Below are 21,767 nucleotides of genomic sequence, written 5' to 3'. Positions count from 1 at the left end.
TTTGGGCGAGAGGATATTATGTTGATACCGTTGGAAAGAATACAAAGAAAATAGCTGAATATATTCAAAATCAATTGAAGGAAGATAGAGAATATGATCAGCTGTCAATGGATTTTGAAGATCCGTTCAAGGACTACACAATAGAGAAGAAAAGAGTAAATAAAAGAACGAAAAGATAAATGCTCGGGCAGTTGGCGGAGCCGTACGAAGTAATAGTACGGTTTACGTACCGTGCTAGTAGGAGCAGGGCTATGCCCGAAACTGAAAAACCTCCGGCTATGCCGGAGGATATTTATTATTGATGTACAACCTGTGTTTTTAAAGACTCAATCTTTAATATAAGTCTATAATCAAGCATATTTATAAAAACCATAAATACAAATATAGAAATTTATTATTATGATTATTCTTTACATAAAATAAATTGAATGCTAAAATTGTCCATTAAGAAATACTATATTAACCTACGTTGTTGATAGGAATATATCAGGAGGAGTACTATGTCATATTTTCCAGCCTTTATTGACTTACAAGAAGAAAAAAAGATATTGATTGTTGGTGGAGGGAAGACCGCTTTACATAAAGTCAAGGTGCTATTACCCTTTAATGTCTCAATAGATGTAGTGGCAATCTTTATGAATGAGCAGTTAGTGGAATTAGGAAAAAAAGAAGAAAAGCTGACGCTTTATAAGAAATCATTTTATGATGAAATGATTTCACCCGATGTTTATCATCTTGTAATAGCAGCCACAAACAATAGAGTGGTCAATCATCGTATTAGTACTTTATGTAAAGCTGAAAAGCTTCTAGTCAATGTAGTAGATGATCCTGAAGAATGTACATTTATTTTTCCTTCAATAGTAAAAAGAGGAGATATCATCTGTGGCATTTCTTCAAGTGGAACCTGTCCACCAGTGACACAGTATATTAAAGAAAAGCTTTATGATCTTCTTCCTGATAATATCGGTGATATCACTGAACATCTAGGAATATTAAGAGAACAGATGAAAGAGGATATTCCTGATCATAAACAAAGATCAGCCGCTTTAAAAAATGAACTGGAAAAAGAATTAAGTGCTTCTAAAATACTTCGTATTGGTACAAGAGGAAGTGCTCTAGCACTTCGTCAAACCAATATTATCATTGATCGTATTAAACAGGAATATCCAGATATGGATATAGAAGTTGTAAAAATATCAACCAAGGGTGATCGTGTGACTGATCGTGCTTTAGCAGAGATTGGTGGTAAAGGTGTCTTTGTAGAAGAGATTGAACATCGTCTTTTGTCAGGGGATATTGATATAGCTGTTCACAGTGGTAAAGATGTGCCTTCAGATATTGATGAACACTTTGCTTTATCAATTATTACACCACGTGCCAATCCTTTGGATATTATATTAGTAAGAAAAGATGTGATCATGAAGGATCAACAGCTTACTATTGATAATATGAAAACAGTATTGTCAGGAAAACTTATTGGAACATCAAGTCCAAGACGAGAAGAAATGATTCGTCGTTTTGTCCCTGACTGTCGTACAAGAATGTTGAGGGGGAACGTTCCTACAAGATTGGATAAACTTAGAAATGGAGAATATGATGCAATCATTTTAGCAGCTGCAGGTATTGAACGATTAGGTGCTGACTTATCTGACTTCATTGTTCTTACACCTTCTGCTAGTCAGTTTGTGCCAGCTGCTGCACAAGGTATTATTGCCTGTGAGACATGTGTCAACTCTAAGGCCTATGATCTTCTTCAGGATTTAAAGGATGAAGAAGTACAGCGTGTCTTTGATATAGAAAGAGCATTGCTGTTGTCTCTTGATGCAGACTGCAAGGATGCAGTTGGTGCACATGCACAAGTTGAAGAAGATAAAATCAATGTGTATGCCTTCTTTGGCAAGACAGAGATTTTCAAGGTTGAACTTCATGAAGAAGATACTCATGAAAAACTTAAAGAACTTTCTAAGAAGTTAAAGACATTTGTCTTTATTGTAGGAGCAGGTCCAGGAAATCCTCAATATATGACAATTAAGGCACAAGAGATTTTAGAGAATTGTGATGTGATCATCTATGACAGTCTTATCGATGATTCTCTTCTTAAAAAATGTAAAGCCAACTGTGAACTTCTTTATGCTGGAAAAAGAGCAGGACTTCATTCAATGAAACAGGATGATATCAATGAACTGATCATAAAAAAAGCAAGAGAAGGAAAGACGGTACTGAGATTGAAGGGAGGAGATCCTTTTGTCTTTGGTAGAGGACCAGAAGAATGTGATGCTTTAACGAGAGCAGGTATTCCTTATGAACTTGTTCCCGGTGTCACTTCTGCAACGGCAGTTCCATTATCTGCCGGTATTCCTGTCACTTATCGCAAGGAAAAGAATTTCCCTATTGGCAGCAGAGCATTCCTGGTAGTAACTGGTCATACTGCAGCTCATACAGTTGAAGGAATAGATTTTAATGTTCTCGCACAATTTGATGGAACAATCGTCTTTCTGATGGGCTTATCAGGATTAAAGATCATTGCGAAAAGACTCATAGAGTGTGGCAAGAAGAAAGAGACACCGGTGGCTATTATCTGTAATGGCACCTTAGAAAAGCAACATGTTCTTCGTGGGACATTAGAAGATATCGCATTTAAGGCCAGCCAGGATGAAAAGGTTGTCTCACCAGGAATCATCGTTGTCGGCAGTGCAGCTTCTTATGATCTAAGAGATGTAAGAAGCTGGTATGAAGATCATAATGAAAAGTTCAAACATAAGATTGCAGTTACGGGTACAAACTATTTTTGTCGACGTATGGCTAAGGGATTAAAAATCTATCCAGTTCAGGTGACAAGAGTACCTCATATGATGATTGAGCCTTTAAAAGATCAAGTAGAAAAAATCAAACAGCTTGACTACAGTCATTATAGCCACATTGTCTTTACTGGAAAGAATGCGATCCAGATTTTCTTTGATGCTATCTTGGAAGCTAAAAAGGATATCAGAATATTAAATCAGGTGCGGATTGCGGCTATTGGAAAAGAAACGTCGGATTATCTTTATAATCATTATCATATTCGTGCAGATATTGTTCCTGATGAATATAATTCTCATGCTTTAGGTGAAAAGATTATTGAAGATATCAAGAGTCATTTACATGATAGTAGAGTCTTGATTCCTCGTGCAAAGAGAGGCAACAATGTGCTTTCAGACTTGTTAAAAGAGAAGGGGATAGATTTTGATGAAATTTCTATCTACGATACCCTCTGCAACAAGGAAGCACTATCTATGTTTAAAGAGAAAGACTATGACTTTATCACCTTTGCAAGTGCTGAAGGTGTACATGCGTTCTTTATGCATGGTGGTCATATAGGTACAGCTATACCAGTATGTATTGGTGACTATACTGCTAAAGCACTTAGACAATATGGAAAAACAAATTACCTTCTTGCTGATAAGGCAACAGTGGAAGGTCTCATTGAAATCATTGCAGCACATTTATAAGGAGGAAAATACATGCATCGTTTTCGTAGATTAAGACAGACTGAACAATTAAGAGATTTGGTGGCAGAGACTAGATTAAGTGTAAAAGAGCTGATCTATCCGTTATTTGTCATTGAAGGAGAGAATATCAAGGAACCCATTGATTCTATGCCAGGTGTTTATCGTTATTCATTGGATCAATTGGATGAGATTATTGAAGAAGTAAAAGAAAGTGGTGTTTCGGGGTTATTGCTTTTTGGTGTACCTCAAACAAAAGATGCGGTGGGTAGTGAAGCCTATAATCCTGAAGGAATCATTCAGCGTGCAATCAGAAAAATCAAGACATTAGCCCCTCATTTATTGGTTATCGCGGATATTTGTTTATGTGAATATACTGATCATGGTCATTGTGGATTGGTCCATGAGGAACATATTCTTAATGATGAAACATTGCCCTTGCTTGCAAAAATGGCAGTTACAACAGTAGCAGCTGGAGCTGATATGGTCGCTCCTTCAGATATGATGGATGGTGATGTCAGAGCGATTCGTGAAGCGCTTGATCAGGCTGGTTATGTACATACACCAATTATGGGATATAGCGCTAAATACGCTTCAGGTTATTATTCTCCATTCCGTGATGCAGCTGATTCTACACCGCGTTTTGGTGATCGTCGTTCTTATCAGATGGATGTTAGAAATGGTAAAGAAGGACTTAGAGAGTTGGAAAATGATGTAGAAATGGGAGCAGATATCTTGATGGTTAAACCTGCTCTTGCTTATCTTGATGTTGTGAAGGAAGCTTCTCTTCATTTTAATCAGCCTATTGCCTTATATAATGTCAGTGGAGAATATGCGATGGTTAAAGCAGCTGCTGAAAAGGGCGTGATTGATGAAAAAAGAATTGTTTTAGAAAATATGATTGCGATGAAGAGAGCAGGAGCTAATATCATTATTACTTATCATGCGCTTGATGTTGCGAGATGGATTAAATAAAAGTGAACTGAAATAGATTTGTCTATTTCAGTTTTTTTGTTTTAGCCATAGGCATTGCCTATGGCTGGCATTAAGTTTTTCGTAATGTTTTAAATTCTATTAAAGTGGTATGATTTCATATAAAGATTACTAACATAGTAGAATGATAGGTTAAAGGAGTGATGGTATGAAAAGTAAAATTATCAAGACAGATGTTCTTATCATTGGAGGAGGAACAGCCGGATGTTTTGCGGCAATGACACTTGCGAAAAACGATCCCCATCTAAATATTCTGATTGTCGAGAAAGCCAACATAAAAAGAAGCGGATGCCTTGCAGCCGGAGTGAATGCGATCAATGCTTACATTACCAAAGGTAAGAAGCCAGAAGACTACGCTGATTATGCGACAAGGGATGCAGACGGAATTGTAAGAGATGATCTGCTTGTCTCTTTGTCAAAGAGACTTAACCATGTCACTGCTGAATTAGAAAAACTTGGACTTGTCATTCTTAAAGATGAAAATGGTGACTATGTCACTCGTGGTGATCGTAATATTAAGATCAATGGAGAAAACATTAAACCTATTCTTGCCAAAGGTGTTTCTTCTTATCCATCAATTAAAGTTTTAAACCATGTCAATATTACAGATTACCTAATTGATGATGAAGGTGAAAAACAAATTATCGGTGCAGTGGGATTCTCTATTAATGAAGAAGAATCCTACATTATCAAAGCACCACAAGTTATCTGCGCCACTGGTGGAGCAGCAGGACTCTATCGACCTAATAATCCAGGCTTCTCTAGACATAAGATGTGGTATCCTCCATTCAATACGGGCGCTGGCTATGCGATGGGTATTCTTTCTGGGGCGGAGATGACAACCTTGGAAATGCGCTTTATCGCATTGCGCTGTAAAGATACTATTGCCCCAACGGGAACAATTGCTCAAGGTGTCAAGGCGAAACAGACCAACAGCTTAGGAGAAATCTATGAATCAAAATATGGTCTAAAGACTTCTGAAAGAGTATATGGAACAGTGATGGAAAATAGAGAAGGACGTGGTCCTTGTTTCCTTGATACAAGACATATTACTAATAAACAAGAAGAAGAACTTCTTAAAGCTTATTTAAATATGGCCCCAAGTCAAAGCTTGAAGTGGATTGAATCAGGACAACTGCCTTCAAAGTATCCAGTTGAAATAGAGGGAACAGAACCTTATATCGTTGGAGGACATACAGCTAGCGGCTATTGGATTGATGAAGGAAGACGCACAACCATTCATGGACTCTATGCAGCAGGCGATGTTGCAGGGGGTGCTCCTCAAAAATATGTGACAGGTGCTTTAGCTGAAGGAGAAATTGCGGCAGAAAGCGTACTTTCTGATCGTGAAAAGCTGAGTGTTAAAGATGATGTTGATGCAGAAGAGATCATTCATCAATATGAAGAATATCTTTTAGAAAAAGACTCACCTGATATTGAACAATTTGAAGAAACAATGCAGAAGATCATGGATGAATATGCCGGAGGCATCAGTCAAGATTATCGTTATGATACATCATCATTAAATAAGGCAGAAATAAAGATCAAAGAGCTCCAGAATCATCTTAAAGATCTCTATGCCAAAGATATGTATGAGCTTTTACATATTTATGAAATAAGAGAACGATTAATTGTCTGCCGTGCACTTATTGCTCATTTAAAAGCAAGAAAAGAAACAAGATGGCATGCCTTCGCGGAAAATGTAGATTATCCAGACAAAGATGTAAGATTTGAAAAATATGTCAATAGTCGAATGGAAGATGATCATATCAATATTATCTACAGAGATTTAATCAGACGTGGAGATCAGCCACTTCAATTTAAGGAGAGGGGATAGAAATGAGTATCAAGATCAATAAAAACAAATGTGTAGGATGTAAAAGATGCGTAGAAGTCTGTCCGGGAAACCTTATTAAGATTGATGAAAACGGTAAAGCAACAATCAGATCACCATTAGATTGTTGGGGATGTACATCATGTCTTAAAGAATGCCATGTTAAAGCAATTGGATTTTTCTTAGGAGAAGATATTGGAGGAAAAGGAAGTACCTTATCCTATCATGAAAAAAATAATATTGTCACATGGAGTGTGACATCACAAGATGAACAAAGACAGATTGTTATTGATAAGACACAATCAAATAAATACTAAAGGAGGATGACTATATGAGTAATCTATCTCATCTAGATCAATTAGAGGCAGAAGCCATTTATATTATCAGGGAAGTTGCAGCAGAGTGTGAAAAGCCTGTCATGCTTTATTCTATCGGGAAAGACAGTTCTGTCATGCTTCATCTTGCGATGAAGGCGTTCTATCCAGAAAAACCACCATTTCCATTTCTTCATGTCGATACAACATGGAAGTTCCATGAAATGATTGAATTCCGTGATCGTATTGCTAAAGAAAAGGGAATTGAAATGCTTGTCTATACAAATGAGGAAGGCGTAAGACAAGGAATCAATCCAATCGATCATGGGTCTGCTTATACTGACATCATGAAGACTCAGGCATTAAAGCAGGCACTTACTAAATATCAGTTTACCGCTGCTTTTGGTGGAGGTAGACGTGATGAAGAAAAATCACGTGCCAAGGAACGTATTTTCTCATTTAGAAATCGTGAACAGGCATGGGATCCTAAGAATCAAAGACCAGAGATGTGGAAGCTTTATAATACCAAGATTCATAAAGGAGAAAGCATTCGTGTCTTCCCGCTTTCCAATTGGACAGAAAAAGATATCTGGCAATATATTAAGCGAGAAAACATCGATATTGTCTCTCTCTATTTTGCGAAAGAACGCCCTGTCATTGAGCGTGATGGCAATATCATCATGGTTGATGATGATCGTTTAAAACTACGTGAAGGTGAAGAAGTCAAAATGAAAAAAGTACGTTTCCGTACATTGGGATGTTACCCATTAACAGGTGGCGTTTACTCAGATGCTGATACATTAGATGAAATCATCGATGAAACATTAAGTGCTGTTGAATCAGAACGTACAACACGTGTTATTGACCATGAAGAAGCAGGAAGCATGGAAAGACGTAAAAAAGAAGGGTATTTCTAAAGAATGCTAGGGGGTTAGATGATGAAAGGATTATTAAAATTTATTACCTGTGGAAGTGTGGATGATGGAAAATCTACTCTCATAGGACATATCTTATACGATTCCAAATTGCTTTATGCCGATCAGGAAAAAGCATTATTGCTTGATTCAGCAGTAGGAAGTGCTGGAGGAGATATCGATTATTCACTTCTTCTTGATGGACTGATTGCTGAAAGAGAACAGGGCATTACTATCGATGTCGCTTATCGCTATTTTACAACAGATCATAGAAGTTTCATTGTAGCCGATACGCCTGGCCATGAAGAATATACCCGTAACATGGCGGTTGGTGCTTCATTTGCGGATCTTGCAGTTATTTTGTTAGATGCAACACAAGGGGTGCTTGTACAGACAAGACGTCATGCGAGAATTTGTGCCTTGATGGGTATTCATCATTTTGTCTTTGCGATTAACAAGATGGACCTTGTAGATTACAGTCAAGAACGTTTTGAAGAAATCAAGAAAGATATTGATGATTTATCTGCAGAACTCCAGTTGACTAATACACATCTTATTCCTGTATCAGCTACAGTGGGAGATAATATTACAACCCACAGTGACAATACACCATGGTATCAGGGACCTTCATTACTTAGTTATCTAGAAGACGTAGATGTCGATGAAGGAAGAGAAGAACAAGGTTTCTATCTGCCAGTACAAAGAGTCTGTCGACCTGATCATACCTTCCGCGGTTTTCAAGGACAAGTAGAATCAGGAGAGATTTCTTCAGGTCAGGAAGTCACTTTATTGCCAAGTGGTGAAAAAGCCAACATTAAATCCATTCATGTTGGCGATAAGAAAGTTGATCATGTCTTTACAGGACAGCCGGCAACCATTCAGCTTGATCGAGAAGTAGATGTTTCAAGAGGAAATGTCATAGTCGATGCTGAAGGGTTAAAAGTTGCCTCTACATTTACAGCAGAAATACTGTGGATGGATGATAATAAGCTCGTTACTGGAAAGAATTTCTATGTAAAGATTGGTACAAAAATGATTCCTGGTATCATAACTGACATTATTCATCAGATTGATGTCAATACAGGAGAAAAGAAGAAGGCCGATCATTTAAGTAAAAATGAAATTGCCCTATGTCGATTCGTTCTTTCTGATCGCATTGTGATTGATGAATTTAAAAAACATCGTACATTAGGAGAACTGATTGTCATTGATCGTGTTACAAACATGACTTCAGCTTGTGGTGTTGTCAATGAAGTCTATGAAGATGATCATCAGATAGAAAGAATCAACAGAGATACACGTGCATTAATCAATGGACAAAGAGCTATTGTTGTTGAACTCCCATTAACAAAAGACTTTACTCTTGAAGATGTAAGACAAATAGAAGCTTCACTTGTTCATAATGGAAGACATACTTATTTATATCATCCTGATATAGATGAACCAGTATATGAGGTCCTTAAGCATCTTCATCATGCAGGACTCGTCGTACTTCTTGTTAAAGAAGATGTGGATGTATCAAAAATAAGAACACAGTTCTCTTCAAATATCTATCATGAAATAGAACCAGATAAAGATATTAAGAAGATTGCGAAAAAAATCTTAGCACTATCGGATGTCTCAGTAGACATTTTAAATGGTGAATATATTTAGGAAAAAACAAGGGGGGAAAATTATGAAGAAAGTATTTAAAGTATTTGCAGGATTGCTCGTATTGACATTAGCGCTTAGCGCATGCTCAAGCAAGTCATCACAGAGTGGAAACAAGGTGACACTTACGAATGTGTCATATGATCCAACAAGAGAGCTATATGCTGCTTATAACAAGGAATTTAAGGATTATTACAAGAAGAAAACAGGAAAAACAGTTGATATTGTTCAATCACATGGTGGTTCTGGAAAGCAGGCAAGATCAGTGGTTGAAGGGGCTGACGCTGATGTGGTGACATTAGCATTGGAACATGATATTACATTAATTCAAGATGCAGGAATGATTGATTCAGGATGGCAACATGAATTTGATTTAGATTCATCACCTTATACTTCTACAATTGTATTCTTGGTAAGAAAGGGCAATAAGAAGAATATCAAGGATTGGGATGATTTAATTAAACCTAATGTCGATATCATCAATCCAGATCCAAAGAGCTCAGGTGGAGCAATGTGGAATTTCCTTGCTGCTTGGCAGTATTCTAAAGTGAAATATGGCAATGATGAAGCAAAGAGCAAGGAGTTTGTAAAGAAACTTTACAGCAATGTAAAAGTAATGGATTCAGGTGCTCGTGGTGCCACAACAACATTTGTAGAAAACGGTCAGGGAGATGTCTTGATTGCATGGGAAAATGAAGCTCTTGCAACATTAAAAGAATATCCAGGAAAATATGAACTTGTTACACCAAGCATTAGTATTTTAGCGCAGCCAAGTGTAGCTATCGTAGATGAAAATGCCAATAAGAATGGTACACAGAAGGTTGCTAAAGATTATCTTAAATATTTATATTCAACTAAAGCACAGGAAATTATTGCGAAAAATGGATATCGTCCTTCCAATAAAGAAGTACTTAAAAAATATGGCAAGACATTTGATTTAAATGTAAAGCTTTGCACTATTAAAGATTTTGGAGGATGGGATAAAGCTTATAAGACTTATTTCCAGGATGGCGCAATTTTTGATCAGATTTATCATCATTAAAAAGGATGTGAGGCTATGAGGATTAAAAAGAAAACAAAAAGCAAGAATGTGATTCCGGGGTTTGGATTATCTTTAGGTATTACAGTTACAATGCTTTCCATCATTGTATTGATTCCTCTTGCTTCTATATTAGGCTATTCATTTCATTTAAAACCTGCTGAATTTATCAGCATCATCACTGATAAAAGTGTTCTTTGGGCATTTGCGACAAGCTTGTCATGTGCCTTTATTGCAGCTCTGTTTAATGTGATATTTGGAACAATACTCGCCTGGGTTCTGGTACGTTATGACTTCTTTGGAAAACGATTTATCGATGGACTCATAGAAATTCCTTTCACATTGCCAACTGCTGTTGCCGGGATCACATTATCAAAGATGTATTCTACAACAGGTGAAATAGGAGGACCTCTTTCAAGAATTGGAATCAAGGTATCCTATACGCACATTGGCTTAATTGTGGCTCTTATCTTCATTGGTATTCCCTTTGTCGTAAGAGCCATCCAGCCAGTGCTAGAAAAGTTTGATGCACAGTATGAAGAAGCAGCCTTCATGCTTGGCGCTGATGCACGACGTACTTTTTTTAAAGTCATTTTTCCAGAAATAAAACCTGCCATTATTACCGGATTTTCTCTCGCATTTGCAAGAGGCATTGGAGAATATGGCAGTGTTATCTATATTTCAGGAAATAGTGCTAGAGATCATACACAGGTCTTATCATATATTATCATGCAAAAACTAGAACGTTTGGATTATAGTGGTGCAACAGCTATTGCCTTAGTCATGCTGATCATTTCATTTTTATTACTGTTAATCATTAATATTATTCAGCTTCGTCAATCAAGAAGAAATAGTTAAGGAGATGAGAATATGGAAAAACATAAAAGAGGAAAAACAGAAATCACACTTATTGTCATCAGTGTCTTATTTGTATTATTGATGCTTGTCTTTCCTTTAGTTTCAGTTATTATCAACTCTTTAAAAAAAGGTTTTTCATTTTATTTCAGCAGTCTCACAACACCATATGTTCTTTCTGCATTAACAGTGACACTGTTGGCGACTATTATCGCGGTACTAGTCAATACATTCTTTGGATTGGTAGCAGGATGGCTGCTTACCAAGTTTGATTTTAAAGGAAAACAGGTTCTTGCATCTTTGATTGATATTCCATTTTCCATCTCTCCAGTTATTGCAGGATTATCCTATATCATGACATTTGGACGTTTAGGATGGGCGAATCCCATTATTCAATCGATCAATCGTACATTTGGATTAGATATACAGATCGTCTTTGCCATTCCGGGTGTTGTTCTCGCAACCATTTTCGTAACTTTTCCTTTTATTTCAAGAGAAATCATTCCTGTACTGAACACACAGGGTAGAGATGAAGAAGAAGCGGCAGCACTGATGGGAGCAGGGGGATTCAAGATCTTTCGTAAGATTACCTTCCCACATATTAAATGGGCAACCATCTATGGCATCATTCTATGTACAGCTCGTGCATTAGGTGAATTTGGTGCTGTTGCTGCATTATCAAAGACAAGAGGTAAGACATTTACTTTGCCATTAGAAATTGATGCCCTGTATTTATCAGGGGCATCAGATTCCATCGTGGCAGCGTTCTCTGTTTCATCATTGTTAGTCATTATCGCTATTGTGGTCTTGATCTTAAGAAACTATTTTGAACATAACGAAAAAGTGAAAAAACAGGAAGATTAGCTTAGAAAGCAGGTGTTGTTATGTATGTAGAACTAAAAAATATCAATAAAAAATATGGTGAGTATCAGGCCATGAAAGATGCAAATTTTGGTATTGAAAAAGGGAGCCTCGTTGCTCTTCTTGGACCAAGTGGAAGTGGCAAGACAACGCTTCTAAGAATGATTGCTGGTCTTGAAACACCGGATACTGGCGATATTATCATTGATGGTAAACGTGTAAATGATATTGATCCCTCTAAAAGAGGAATCGGATTCGTATTTCAGAATTATGCTTTATTCCGTCATATGAGTGTCTATGACAACATTGCCTTTGGACTAGAACTACAAAAGGTACCAAAAGCAAAGATTAAAGAAAGAGTAGAAGAACTATTAGAATTAACTGGCTTAAAAGGACTAGAAAAAAGATATCCTAGTCAATTGTCAGGTGGACAAAGACAAAGAGTCGCTTTCGCTAGAGCGCTTGCCCCAAAACCAAGTCTTTTGTTACTTGATGAACCATTTGCGGCTATTGATGCCAAGGTCAGACAGGAATTAAGAAGCTGGCTTAGAAAGATGATCTACAAGGTCGGCATTACAAGTATCTTTGTAACCCATGATCAAAATGAAGCTGTAGAAGTAGCAGATCAGATCATTGTGACAAGCAAAGGACGCATTGAACAGATTGGCTCACCAATTGATATCTACAAGAATCCACAGACCCCATTTGTGACAGAGTTCATTGGCCAATCAACAGTGATTGAAAACTATCATAGATTCCATGGATTTGAAGAAGGACCATATCAAAGAGCAGTCATTCGACCTGAATTCGTTGAAGCATTTAAGACTGATAACCAGAATTTCAATAACTACATTGATGTCTCTGAAGAAGGAGAAGTCATCGATATCCTCTTTAGAGGAAACAGTCTAGAGCTGACGATTGATCTTCATGGTGTCATGATTACCGCCGTACGTTCATTAGAACGTCGAGAAGTGAAGGTAGGAGAGAAGATGAGAGTGCTCATTTATCGTCTCTTTGCTTTTGATGAGGATAAAGCCTATCTTCTTGAAAATGAGAAACTCAAAGGCAAAAACATAAACAATGAAGATCTAGAATCTTACTTATACAATGAAGAATACGACTTCTTTGTGATCTAAGGAGGCAATCAATGAAATTTAATACATTACTATTACATGGAAAAGCTGTTGGCTCTTATCCAGATCATTCACTGTTGCCACAGATTGCACAGGTCACAGCCTTTGCCTTCGATTCTCCTGAACAGCAGGAGAAAGTATTTGCCCATAAAGCAATGGGGTATGCCTATTCTCGTATAGGCAACCCAACCATTGCGGCATTTGAAAGAAGAATTAATGAACTAGAAGGCGGCAATGGCTGTGTCGCCTGTAGTTCTGGGATGGCGGCACTATCTAGTGCATTATTGAATCTTCTTTGTGCAGGAGATGAGATCATTACCGCAAGCAATCTTTATGGTGGAACAGTGAGTCTATTTCATGATTTAGAGAAGTTTGGAATCAAGACACACTTTGTAAAACATTTGATACCTGAGGAGATTGAACCAGTCATCAATGAGCATACCAAAGTAATCTTTGGAGAACTTATCAGCAATCCATCCCTTGAAGTGATTGATGTTGAGAAGGTATCATCCTTAGCCCATCAGCATGGCATTCCACTGATGATTGATAGTACAACAGCGACACCCTATATTGCACAGCCATTAAAATTGGGTGCTGATATTGTGGTCCATTCCACATCAAAATATATCAATGGGGGAGGAAACTCTCTTGGTGGTGTCATCATAGATGGCGGAAAGTTCCCATGGGATTTTTCAAAACATACCGCTTTAAAAGAATATAGCCAATATGGAAAGATGGCTTTTCTTATCAGACTTAGAAATGATGTCTGGGAAAACATCGGCAGTTGTGCTGCGCCCTTTAATGCGTATCTCAATACCATCGGTATTGAGACATTAGGGCTCCGCATGGAGCGAATTTGTGATAATGCAAATAAGCTTGCGCATGCATTAAAAGAGAACGGTGTATCGGTAAGATATCTAGGTCTGGAAGATCATCCCTGTAATGCATTGTGTAAAAGTGAGCTGAAGGGATATGGCGGTGGCATTCTGACATTTCGTGCTGGCTCAAAAGAGAAGGCCTACGAAGTGCTTAATAAATTGAAATGTGCCATCATTGCCAGCAATATTGGTGATATTAGAACATTGGCGATTCATCCTGCTTCGACAATATATGTGCATTGTACAAAAGAAGAACAAGAAAAAGCAGGAGTCTATGAAGATACGATTCGTGTAAGTGTAGGTATTGAAGATAGTGAAGATTTAATCGAAGACTTTCTTCAAGCTATAAATAATGAATAAGAGAGGACAATAAAATGAAAATAACTGTAGCAGGTGTTAGTAAAGAAGTAAAAGAAGGTATTACAATTGCGGAATTAATCAAGGAAGAAAATGTTGAAACACCAGAATATGTAAGTGTGTCTATCAATGAAGAATTTGCACAAAGTTCAGAGTTTGATACAAAGACACTTAATGAAGGTGATGAAGTCGAATTTTTATATTTCATGGGTGGCGGAAGAGCTTAACCATGGTAAACAAGAAGGGGGAATAATATGGCTTTTAGTAATGAACAGCTTGAACGTTATTCAAGACACATCATCTTAAAAGAGATCGGTGTTAAAGGACAAAAGAAATTATTAAATTCCAGTGTACTCATTATTGGTGCAGGTGGACTTGGAGCACCAGCAGCTTTATATCTTGCGGCTGCAGGTGTTGGAAAAATTGGTATTGTGGATGCAGACAATGTAGATTTATCCAATCTACAAAGACAGGTCATTCATACAACTGATGATATTGGCAAACCAAAAGTAGAATCGGCTGCTGAAACAATGAAGGCAATCAATCCAGATGTAGAAGTGGTGACATATAAGGATTATGTGTCAAGCTATAATATTATGGAATTGATTAAGGATTATGATTTTATCATTGATGGAACAGATAATTTTCCAGCTAAGTTTTTAATTAATGATGCCTGTGTAATGGCTAAAAAACCATTCTCGCATGCTGGTATCATTCGTTTTAAAGGACAATTGATGACGGTTGTACCAGGAGAAGGTCCCTGTTATCGATGTGTCTTTAAGAGTCCACCACCACCTGATGCAGTTCCTACATGTAAGCAGGCTGGTGTCATTGGGGCAATGGGTGGCGTCATTGGTTCTTTACAGGCTATGGAGGCCATCAAATATATAACTGGAGTAGGAGAACTTTTAGTTGGACAATTGCTGACATATGATGCATTAAAAATGGAATTCCATAAAATTAAGCTTCCACCAAGAGGATGTGGCTGTGCAGTCTGCTCAAAAGATCCTACTATTACGAAATTAATTGATTATGCCCAAGCAGCCTGTGAATTTAAGAAGTAAGGGAGGATTATGATGAAAGTTACAATTCGCAAAGAAGATTATGAAAGCATTATAGATTATGCTAAAAAAGAGCTTCCTAATGAAGCTTGTGGTCTGATTGCTGGAATTGATCATGAAGATGAAAGAGAAATCAAGAAGGTTTACCTTTTAACAAACATTGATCATTCCAATGAACATTTTACCATTGATCCAAGAGAACATCTTGCTTCTATCAAGGATATGCGTGCTAATGGTTTACAGCCACTTGGCAATTGGCATTCTCATCCTGAATCACCTTCAAGATCTTCAGATGAGGATATTCGTTTAGCAGTGGATAAACATGCAAGTTATCTTATTTTATCTTTAATGGATGAAGATCATCCCGTATTGAATGCTTTTCATGTAGAAGAGGGAAACTCTATCAAAGAAGAACTTGAAATAAAGGAGGACTAATTATGGCAGTAGATTATGGAACATTAAAAAAAGGTGGCTTCATGCGCCAAAAACAAAAAAACTGCTTCTCTTTGCGTATTAAGGTAGTAGGTGGACAATTAACAGCACAGCAGCTTGCCAAAGTGGCAGAAGTTGCTAAAGAATATGGACAGGATTATGTGCATCTTACTTCAAGACAGGGGATTGAGATTCCTTTTATTAAGCTTGAACAAGTAGAAGAAGTCAAGAAGGCCCTTGCTGATGGCAATGTCTTCCCAGGAACATGTGGTCCACGAGTACGTACAGTTACTGCCTGTCAGGGTTCAAAAGTCTGTCCTAATGGGTGTATTGATACAGAAGGCTTGGCTGAAGAAATATCTGATAGATATTTCGGTCGTGAACTTCCTCATAAGTTCAAGTTTGGTGTAACTGGATGTCAGAATAACTGTCTTAAGGCAGAAGAAAATGATCTTGGTATTAAAGGCGGTCTTAAGGTAGATTGGGTTGAAGATAAATGTATTCGCTGTGGTCTATGTGTAAAAGCTTGCCGTCAAAATGCTATTGTATTAGATGAAGAAGGTATTCATATCAATCGTGAGAAATGTAATTTCTGTGGACGATGTGCCTTTAGCTGTCCAACGAATGCTTATGATACAACAGAAGGATATATTGTAAGCTTTGGTGGATTGTTTGGTAATCATATCAATAAAGGGAAACCAATTATTCCTTTTATTGAAGATCATGATAAACTCATTAAAGTATGTGATGCAACTATCGCATTCTTTGAAGAAAATGCTAAACCAAGTGAACGATTCAAATTCACTATTGACCGTATTGGTTTAGATAAACTTGAAGAAAAAGTGTTAGAAGCATACAATTCATAAGGAGGATACAGTATGGCAACTATACAAGGAATAGAAATAGATGATACAGTAGATATTACTGATGTCGTATGTCCTGTCACATTTGTAAAAACAAAAGTGGCTTTAGAAGAATTAGATGATGGTCAGATCTTAGCTGTTCATCTTAACGATGGAGAACCCGTTTTAAATGTACCTCGAAGTGTTAAAGATGAAGGTCATCAGATCTTAAGACTTATAGATAATGAAGATGGAACGTATGAACTTATTGTTAAAAAAGTAGAAGAATAACATAGACAGGGAGGCTAAAGTATGACAATAACACAATTAAGGTACGCGATTGTTGTCGCAAATTCTAATTCCATGGGAGAAGCTGCGCGTACCCTCTTTATATCACAGCCAAGCCTCTCTGCTTCTATTAAGGAACTTGAAAAAGAAATTGGCATCAAGCTGTTTATACGTTCTAACAGAGGGATCTCTGTTACACCAGAAGGCAAGGAGTTTATTGGATACGCCAGACAGGTTGTTGAACAGTTTCAGCTTATAGAAATACGCTATGTAGATAATGAACATGTAAAGAAAAAGATTGGCATTTCACTTCAGCATTATGCTTTTGCAGTCAAAGCTTTCGTAGAAATGGTAAAGCAGTTTGGCATGTCTGAATATGAATTTGCGATCCATGAAACACAGACATATGAAGTCATTGAAGATGTTGCGAGTTTACGTAGTGAAATTGGTATTCTTTATCTTAATGAATTCAATAGACAAGTACTCACTAAAATCTTTTTAGAAAAGGGTATTGAGTATAAGGAACTATTAAAATGTGGAATCTATGTCTACATGTATAAGGAACATCCTCTTGTTAAAGATTTAAGTGAAGAAGAACTTAAAAAGAAGGTCATTACATTAGAAGAACTAGAAGAATACCCATGTCTTGCTTTTGATCAAGGAAGCTACAACAGCTTCTATTTCGCTGAAGAAGTACTCAGCACCTATGACTATAAACAGCTCATAAGAGTGAGTGATCGTGCAACCATGCTGAATCTTATGGTAGGACTTAATGGCTATACATTATGCTCAGGTATTCTATGTGAAACACTGAATGGCTCTAACTATTGTGCCGTGAAGCTGGATTCAAAAGAACTGATGTCGATTGTCTATATTGTCCGTAAAGGTATAGAAATCAGTCCTTTAGGGAAAAAGTATCTTGAAGAAATTCGTAAGTTCCAGAATAGTGGATTAAAATAACGCCTCAATGAGGCGTTTTTATTTTGAAAGTATATCCTGTAATCCCTCTTTATCAAGAATGTCAATCACATGATCATGAGATCTAATAAGATGCTCATTCTCTAAGCGTTTTATTTCTCGATGAAGAGAAGGTCTAGAAACATTAAGAATCATAGCCCACTTTGTCATAGAAGGAATAGTAATCTTATTGATATTTAGTTCCCTTTGCTTTGTAAGCAAGTAAAAAGCAGCCTTTTGTGCAATGCCATTATAGGAAAGTAATTCAAGTCGTTGTTGAAGCATGAAAGTAGAAGAAGCTAATTCTTTCGTGAAATTTTCTAAGATACGAATATCTTTTTGCATAAGCAATAACATATCTTCTCTTTTAAAGATCATTATAGAACACTCTTCAAGTGCTATTACATCACAAGGATACTTACGAGAATAAGAAAAAGCTGCTCCATGGCCAATCATCTCACCAGGATGACGAACAGTGACATTGATCTGACTTCCATTAGGAAAGGTCTTTTGTGATTGGACTCTTCCTGATAAAAGAATGCCAATACGATTGGCGTCTTCTAATGAATAGAGGATTGTTTCATTTTTCTTATATTGTTGAAGATGGTGGGGGATCTCTTCAAGTCGTTCTTCTAGTTCTACAAGTGGAACATCTTTAAATAAAATACAGTGTGAAAGTATTGGATACATCATGTTTTTCTCCTTTTTTTCATTATAATACAAAAGCTGTATCTACAGATACAGCTTTTTACAAGTAAATCCTTTATTCTTAAAAAAAGGAGGAAAATATATGAATGAAAAAAGTGGAGAAGTATTCTCCATAGCTAAAGATAATGAAGTGATTAATGGATGCACGATATCTAAAGAAGTGTATCATGAAGAGAATACGATTACCTATTATTCACTTGCGAAAAAGACCGATATAAGTAAAGAAATTCATCCTTATTACAAATTCATGATTGTCGCTTCAGGACAATGTGAAGTCTATGGTGATAAGGATTGTCATACATTAAGAGTTGGTGAAGCGATTGTTACACCAGTTGATGAACCAGTGGGAATCAGAACTGATATGTCAGTTATATATACAGAATTAACAATAAGGAGGAATGATCAAATGAATGATGCCATTAAAGTAGGAGAAGTATTTAAGTTAGCGGAGCTATTGCCTTATCAGGAAGGAAAGATTATCAATATGGATGTGGTTCACAATGAAAAGATGAAGTTTGTGATCATGTCTTTTGATGAAGGCACAGGCTTAAGTGAACATGCTGCACCGGGTGAAGCCTTGATTTTTGGATTAGAAGGTGAAGGTATTATTGGTTATGAAGGAAAAGAGCATACGATAAAGGCTGGAGAAAACTTTAAGTTTGAAGCTGGTGGAAAGCACTATGTGAAGGCTGTTTCTCCATTTAAGATGGCCTTATTATTAACATTATAGAGGATAAAACTATGAGAAAATACGTTAAAGAAAATGTCAGCTGGGTAGGATGTATTGATTGGGAACTAGAAAGCTTTCATGGAGATGACTATTCTATCATGAATGGTTCAAGTCAGAATGCTTATCTAATAGAAGAAGAAAAAACTATATTGATTGATACTGTCTGGACACCTCATCGCTTTGATTTTGTAGATAATCTTAAAAAAGAAATAGACCTTCATACCATTGATTTTATTGTCATTAATCATGGAGAATGTGATCACTCTGGTTCACTTACTGCCTTGATGGAAGAAATTCCCAATACACCAATCTACTGTACAAGCAATGCAGTTAAAAGTCTTGAAGGACAGTATGGCAAAAGAGGATGGGATTTTCATATTGTAAAGACAGGTGACAGCATTGATATTGGCAATGGGAAAAAGCTGATCTTTGTAGAAATGCGCATGCTGCACTGGCCTGATTCCATGGCTACCTATTTAACACAGGATAATATTCTGTTTTCTAATGATGCCTTCGGACAACATTATGCGGTTGAAGAACTATTTAATGATAAAGCCGACCAATGTCTTCTCCAAAAAGAAGCCATGAAATATTTTGCAAACATCTTAAATCCCTTTGCCCCAATATTATCAAAGAAACTTTCAGAAATTATGGAACTCCATTTACCCATTGATATGATAGCCCCATCACATGGTGCTATCTGGAAAGAGAATCCAACACAAATTATTGAGAAATACGCTTTATGGGCAGAAGCCTATCAAGAAAATCAAATAACCATCGCTTATGATACGATGTGGGAAGGTACGGCCAAGATTGCACATAAGATTGCAGAAGAGATTCATCAACAAAGTCCTGATACTGTTGTAAAAGTATTCAATATTGCCAAGGCTGATAAAAATGAAATCATGACCGAAGTCTTCAAGTCAAAAGCGATTGCAGTAGGTTCTCCAACCGTCAGCAATTCTATTTTATCAAGTGTTTCAGGATGGCTGGAATTCTTAAGACAGCTTAAATTCAAGAAGAAGAAAGCTGCTGCTTTTGGATGTTATGGATGGAGTGGGGAATCAATCAAGATTTTACAAGCAAAGCTCCAGGAAGCTGGCTTTGTGGTTATTGATGAATATGTACGTTCATTGTGGACACCAACGGATGATGATTTTTCTATTATTTCTTCAATGGTAAAAGAACTCCTTTAGAAGATGCTATAATGATAAAAAGGAGTGATAACGTGAACACATTAAAAGCAGTACATACTGATATATCACGCGAGGATAATATCATCAGAGTAGTAAAATCAGAAAAAATCAATGAGTATGATGAAAATACTTATGCTAGAGTATGTGATCTACATTTCCATGATGGAGTTATTGAAGTCGATATGTTAAGCAGACTATTGCCAGATGCCCCAGATTTTGCAAGAGGATTTATCGGAATCGCATTTAGAATCAATGAAGATGATACACAATTTGAATCCTTCTATATTCGACCAACCAATAGTGTCAATATGACAGATGATCATGTAAGAATTGCACATGGATGTCAGTATTTCTCTTATCCTAAGTATACCTTTGCTTATTTTAGAGAAAACAATATTACGAAATATGAAGCACCTATTCATAGTGAACTGGATCAGTGGGTCCATCTTAAAGCAGTAATAAAGGGAGCACATGCTTCGTTTTATCTTAACAATGAAGACACACCGACATTAGAAGTAAACGACATGTTCCATGGAAAAGAGGCAACAGGTGATATTGGTTTCTTTGTAGATATTGGTACAGAAGGGTTTTTTAAGAATTTTTGTGTAAACAATAAAAGAATTGATCTGTCATGAAATATCTGGTTTTCCTTATTTGAAAGACCTGATTTTTGATTATCTCTTTTTTCCTGTTATATAATTTATTCATAGAAAAGAGAGGTTATTATGTCAATTGTCATAAAAATATTAGCGACACTTGTCGCATTAGAATTCCTTTATAAAAGACTGTGCGAAAAGCCCACTCCTTTAGGTGTGGGATGGATAGCATAAAATAAAAAAGAGAATATTATATCAGAAAGTGAGGTGAATATTATGTCAAGCTTTATTGTTGAATTTCCATTAAAAACGGAAAAATATCAAGAAGATATTTTAAATAAGCGTTTTGAGACTGGAAGAAAAATCTATAATTCTTTAGTTAATGTAACACAGAAGCGTTATAAGGAAATGATTAAAACCAAGAGATATCGCACTCTTCTATCTTCATTGTCTGAGAGTGAAAAGTCAGATAAAGAAATCTGGAAACAGATAAACGATATGCTAAAGCAATATAACATGTCAGAATATTCATTTCACAAAGATGTAAAGCAAATGCAAAGACATTTTAAAGATAATATTGATTCGTTTACTGCACAAAAGATTGCAACTGCATTATGGAAATCTTATGAGAAATTATTCCATGG

21 protein-coding genes and 2 pseudogenes are annotated in these 21,767 nt (G+C 36.6%); 22 read left to right on the top strand and 1 reads right to left on the bottom strand.

The features are described from left to right. The 18 genes and pseudogenes from J6L95_RS03900 to J6L95_RS03815 form a co-directional block, all read left to right on the top strand. Nucleotides 1–179, top strand: a pseudogene (locus J6L95_RS03900) (IS200/IS605 family transposase); the annotation flags it as partial. Between the two features lie 321 nt (nt 180–500). Next, a complete protein-coding gene (gene cobA / locus J6L95_RS03895) occupies nt 501–3,488 on the top strand; it encodes a uroporphyrinogen-III C-methyltransferase (protein WP_287458225.1) in 2,988 nt (995 codons plus the stop codon). Nucleotides 3,489–3,500: 12 nt separating this feature from the next. Further along, complete coding sequence (gene hemB, locus J6L95_RS03890; RefSeq protein ID WP_287458224.1) at nt 3,501–4,460, top strand: porphobilinogen synthase; 960 nt, start codon at nt 3,501–3,503, stop codon at nt 4,458–4,460. Between the two features lie 166 nt (nt 4,461–4,626). Next, nucleotides 4,627–6,315, top strand: a complete 1,689-nt coding sequence (locus tag J6L95_RS03885) for an adenylyl-sulfate reductase subunit alpha (RefSeq protein ID WP_287458223.1) — start codon at nt 4,627–4,629, stop codon at nt 6,313–6,315. A gap of 2 nt (nt 6,316–6,317) precedes the next feature. Then, nucleotides 6,318–6,629 (top strand): 4Fe-4S dicluster domain-containing protein, encoded by a 312-nt coding sequence (locus J6L95_RS03880; protein WP_287458222.1) that lies wholly within the window; start codon nt 6,318–6,320, stop codon nt 6,627–6,629. A gap of 14 nt (nt 6,630–6,643) precedes the next feature. Continuing rightward, nucleotides 6,644–7,543 (top strand): sulfate adenylyltransferase subunit CysD, encoded by a 900-nt coding sequence (gene cysD, locus J6L95_RS03875; RefSeq protein ID WP_287458221.1) that lies wholly within the window; start codon nt 6,644–6,646, stop codon nt 7,541–7,543. Between the two features lie 21 nt (nt 7,544–7,564). Continuing rightward, nucleotides 7,565–9,193: a sulfate adenylyltransferase subunit 1 gene (locus J6L95_RS03870; RefSeq protein WP_287458220.1), complete on the top strand. Its 1,629-nt coding sequence runs from the start codon at nt 7,565–7,567 to the stop codon at nt 9,191–9,193. A 22-nt stretch (nt 9,194–9,215) separates the two neighbouring features. Continuing rightward, nucleotides 9,216–10,232 (top strand): sulfate ABC transporter substrate-binding protein, encoded by a 1,017-nt coding sequence (locus tag J6L95_RS03865; RefSeq protein ID WP_287458219.1) that lies wholly within the window; start codon nt 9,216–9,218, stop codon nt 10,230–10,232. A 15-nt stretch (nt 10,233–10,247) separates the two neighbouring features. Continuing rightward, on the top strand, nt 10,248–11,087 hold the full coding sequence (cysT, locus tag J6L95_RS03860) for a sulfate ABC transporter permease subunit CysT (RefSeq protein WP_287458218.1): 840 nt from the start codon (nt 10,248–10,250) through the stop codon (nt 11,085–11,087). A 12-nt stretch (nt 11,088–11,099) separates the two neighbouring features. Further along, nucleotides 11,100–11,948: a sulfate ABC transporter permease gene (locus J6L95_RS03855; RefSeq protein ID WP_287458217.1), complete on the top strand. Its 849-nt coding sequence runs from the start codon at nt 11,100–11,102 to the stop codon at nt 11,946–11,948. A 20-nt stretch (nt 11,949–11,968) separates the two neighbouring features. Continuing rightward, a complete protein-coding gene (locus J6L95_RS03850) occupies nt 11,969–13,081 on the top strand; it encodes an ABC transporter ATP-binding protein (RefSeq protein WP_287458216.1) in 1,113 nt (370 codons plus the stop codon). Nucleotides 13,082–13,092: 11 nt separating this feature from the next. Then, complete coding sequence (locus tag J6L95_RS03845; protein WP_287458215.1) at nt 13,093–14,316, top strand: aminotransferase class V-fold PLP-dependent enzyme; 1,224 nt, start codon at nt 13,093–13,095, stop codon at nt 14,314–14,316. Nucleotides 14,317–14,330: 14 nt separating this feature from the next. Further along, nucleotides 14,331–14,540 carry a sulfur carrier protein ThiS gene (gene thiS, locus J6L95_RS03840; RefSeq protein WP_287458214.1) on the top strand — a complete coding sequence of 70 codons (210 nt, stop codon included), beginning with the start codon at nt 14,331–14,333 and terminating at the stop codon, nt 14,538–14,540. Nucleotides 14,541–14,567: 27 nt separating this feature from the next. After that, nucleotides 14,568–15,377 carry a thiazole biosynthesis adenylyltransferase ThiF gene (thiF, locus tag J6L95_RS03835; RefSeq protein WP_287458213.1) on the top strand — a complete coding sequence of 270 codons (810 nt, stop codon included), beginning with the start codon at nt 14,568–14,570 and terminating at the stop codon, nt 15,375–15,377. Between the two features lie 12 nt (nt 15,378–15,389). Beyond that, on the top strand, nt 15,390–15,809 hold the full coding sequence (locus J6L95_RS03830; protein WP_287458212.1) for a M67 family metallopeptidase: 420 nt from the start codon (nt 15,390–15,392) through the stop codon (nt 15,807–15,809). Between the two features lie 2 nt (nt 15,810–15,811). Next, entirely contained in the window at nt 15,812–16,672 is an 861-nt protein-coding gene (locus J6L95_RS03825; RefSeq protein ID WP_287458211.1) for a ferredoxin-like domain-containing protein, read from the top strand. Between the two features lie 12 nt (nt 16,673–16,684). After that, a complete protein-coding gene (locus J6L95_RS03820) occupies nt 16,685–16,939 on the top strand; it encodes a sulfurtransferase TusA family protein (RefSeq protein WP_107318495.1) in 255 nt (84 codons plus the stop codon). Nucleotides 16,940–16,960: 21 nt separating this feature from the next. Further along, on the top strand, nt 16,961–17,896 hold the full coding sequence (locus J6L95_RS03815) for a LysR family transcriptional regulator (RefSeq protein ID WP_287458210.1): 936 nt from the start codon (nt 16,961–16,963) through the stop codon (nt 17,894–17,896). An 18-nt stretch (nt 17,897–17,914) separates the two neighbouring features. On the opposite strand, the gene J6L95_RS03810 is transcribed toward J6L95_RS03815, so the two are convergent. Next, nucleotides 17,915–18,586 carry a Crp/Fnr family transcriptional regulator gene (locus J6L95_RS03810; RefSeq protein ID WP_287458209.1) on the bottom strand — a complete coding sequence of 224 codons (672 nt, stop codon included), beginning with the start codon at nt 18,584–18,586 and terminating at the stop codon, nt 17,915–17,917. A gap of 97 nt (nt 18,587–18,683) precedes the next feature. Here J6L95_RS03810 and J6L95_RS03805 point away from each other — a divergent pair, with 97 nt between their 5' ends. The 4 genes and pseudogenes from J6L95_RS03805 to J6L95_RS03790 all read left to right on the top strand — a co-directional run. Further along, the gene (locus J6L95_RS03805; RefSeq protein ID WP_287458208.1) at nt 18,684–19,331 is read left to right on the top strand and encodes a cupin domain-containing protein; all 648 of its coding nucleotides are present in this window, start codon (nt 18,684–18,686) and stop codon (nt 19,329–19,331) included. An 11-nt stretch (nt 19,332–19,342) separates the two neighbouring features. Then, the gene (locus J6L95_RS03800; RefSeq protein ID WP_287458207.1) at nt 19,343–20,527 is read left to right on the top strand and encodes an oxygen-binding di-iron domain-containing protein; all 1,185 of its coding nucleotides are present in this window, start codon (nt 19,343–19,345) and stop codon (nt 20,525–20,527) included. A gap of 32 nt (nt 20,528–20,559) precedes the next feature. Next, nucleotides 20,560–21,162 (top strand): hypothetical protein, encoded by a 603-nt coding sequence (locus J6L95_RS03795; RefSeq protein ID WP_287458206.1) that lies wholly within the window; start codon nt 20,560–20,562, stop codon nt 21,160–21,162. Nucleotides 21,163–21,399: 237 nt separating this feature from the next. Then, nucleotides 21,400–21,767: pseudogene (locus J6L95_RS03790) on the top strand (RNA-guided endonuclease TnpB family protein); the annotation flags it as partial.

The organism is Kandleria sp., assembly GCF_017934775.1.
In the GTDB taxonomy this organism is placed as follows: Bacteria; Bacillota_I; Bacilli_A; order Erysipelotrichales; family Coprobacillaceae; genus Kandleria; species Kandleria vitulina.
This window is presented reverse-complemented; position numbering and strand designations above follow the sequence as displayed.

Bases quoted from the DNA above. Each gene is read 5' to 3' on its own strand.
- J6L95_RS03830 (WP_287458212.1), top strand. From the start codon at position 15,390: ATGAAAGTTACAATTCGCAAAGAAGATTATGAAAGCATTATAGATTAT.
- J6L95_RS03810 (WP_287458209.1), bottom strand. From the start codon at position 18,586: ATGATGTATCCAATACTTTCACACTGTATTTTATTTAAAGATGTTCCA.
- cobA (WP_287458225.1), top strand. From the start codon at position 501: ATGTCATATTTTCCAGCCTTTATTGACTTACAAGAAGAAAAAAAGATA.
- J6L95_RS03850 (WP_287458216.1), top strand. From the start codon at position 11,969: ATGTATGTAGAACTAAAAAATATCAATAAAAAATATGGTGAGTATCAG.
- J6L95_RS03870 (WP_287458220.1), top strand. From the start codon at position 7,565: ATGAAAGGATTATTAAAATTTATTACCTGTGGAAGTGTGGATGATGGA.
- J6L95_RS03865 (WP_287458219.1), top strand. From the start codon at position 9,216: ATGAAGAAAGTATTTAAAGTATTTGCAGGATTGCTCGTATTGACATTA.
- J6L95_RS03805 (WP_287458208.1), top strand. From the start codon at position 18,684: ATGAATGAAAAAAGTGGAGAAGTATTCTCCATAGCTAAAGATAATGAA.
- cysT (WP_287458218.1), top strand. From the start codon at position 10,248: ATGAGGATTAAAAAGAAAACAAAAAGCAAGAATGTGATTCCGGGGTTT.
- J6L95_RS03820 (WP_107318495.1), top strand. From the start codon at position 16,685: ATGGCAACTATACAAGGAATAGAAATAGATGATACAGTAGATATTACT.
- thiS (WP_287458214.1), top strand. From the start codon at position 14,331: ATGAAAATAACTGTAGCAGGTGTTAGTAAAGAAGTAAAAGAAGGTATT.
- J6L95_RS03800 (WP_287458207.1), top strand. From the start codon at position 19,343: ATGAGAAAATACGTTAAAGAAAATGTCAGCTGGGTAGGATGTATTGAT.
- J6L95_RS03825 (WP_287458211.1), top strand. From the start codon at position 15,812: ATGGCAGTAGATTATGGAACATTAAAAAAAGGTGGCTTCATGCGCCAA.
- J6L95_RS03855 (WP_287458217.1), top strand. From the start codon at position 11,100: ATGGAAAAACATAAAAGAGGAAAAACAGAAATCACACTTATTGTCATC.
- J6L95_RS03880 (WP_287458222.1), top strand. From the start codon at position 6,318: ATGAGTATCAAGATCAATAAAAACAAATGTGTAGGATGTAAAAGATGC.
- hemB (WP_287458224.1), top strand. From the start codon at position 3,501: ATGCATCGTTTTCGTAGATTAAGACAGACTGAACAATTAAGAGATTTG.
- J6L95_RS03845 (WP_287458215.1), top strand. From the start codon at position 13,093: ATGAAATTTAATACATTACTATTACATGGAAAAGCTGTTGGCTCTTAT.
- J6L95_RS03885 (WP_287458223.1), top strand. From the start codon at position 4,627: ATGAAAAGTAAAATTATCAAGACAGATGTTCTTATCATTGGAGGAGGA.
- J6L95_RS03815 (WP_287458210.1), top strand. From the start codon at position 16,961: ATGACAATAACACAATTAAGGTACGCGATTGTTGTCGCAAATTCTAAT.
- cysD (WP_287458221.1), top strand. From the start codon at position 6,644: ATGAGTAATCTATCTCATCTAGATCAATTAGAGGCAGAAGCCATTTAT.
- thiF (WP_287458213.1), top strand. From the start codon at position 14,568: ATGGCTTTTAGTAATGAACAGCTTGAACGTTATTCAAGACACATCATC.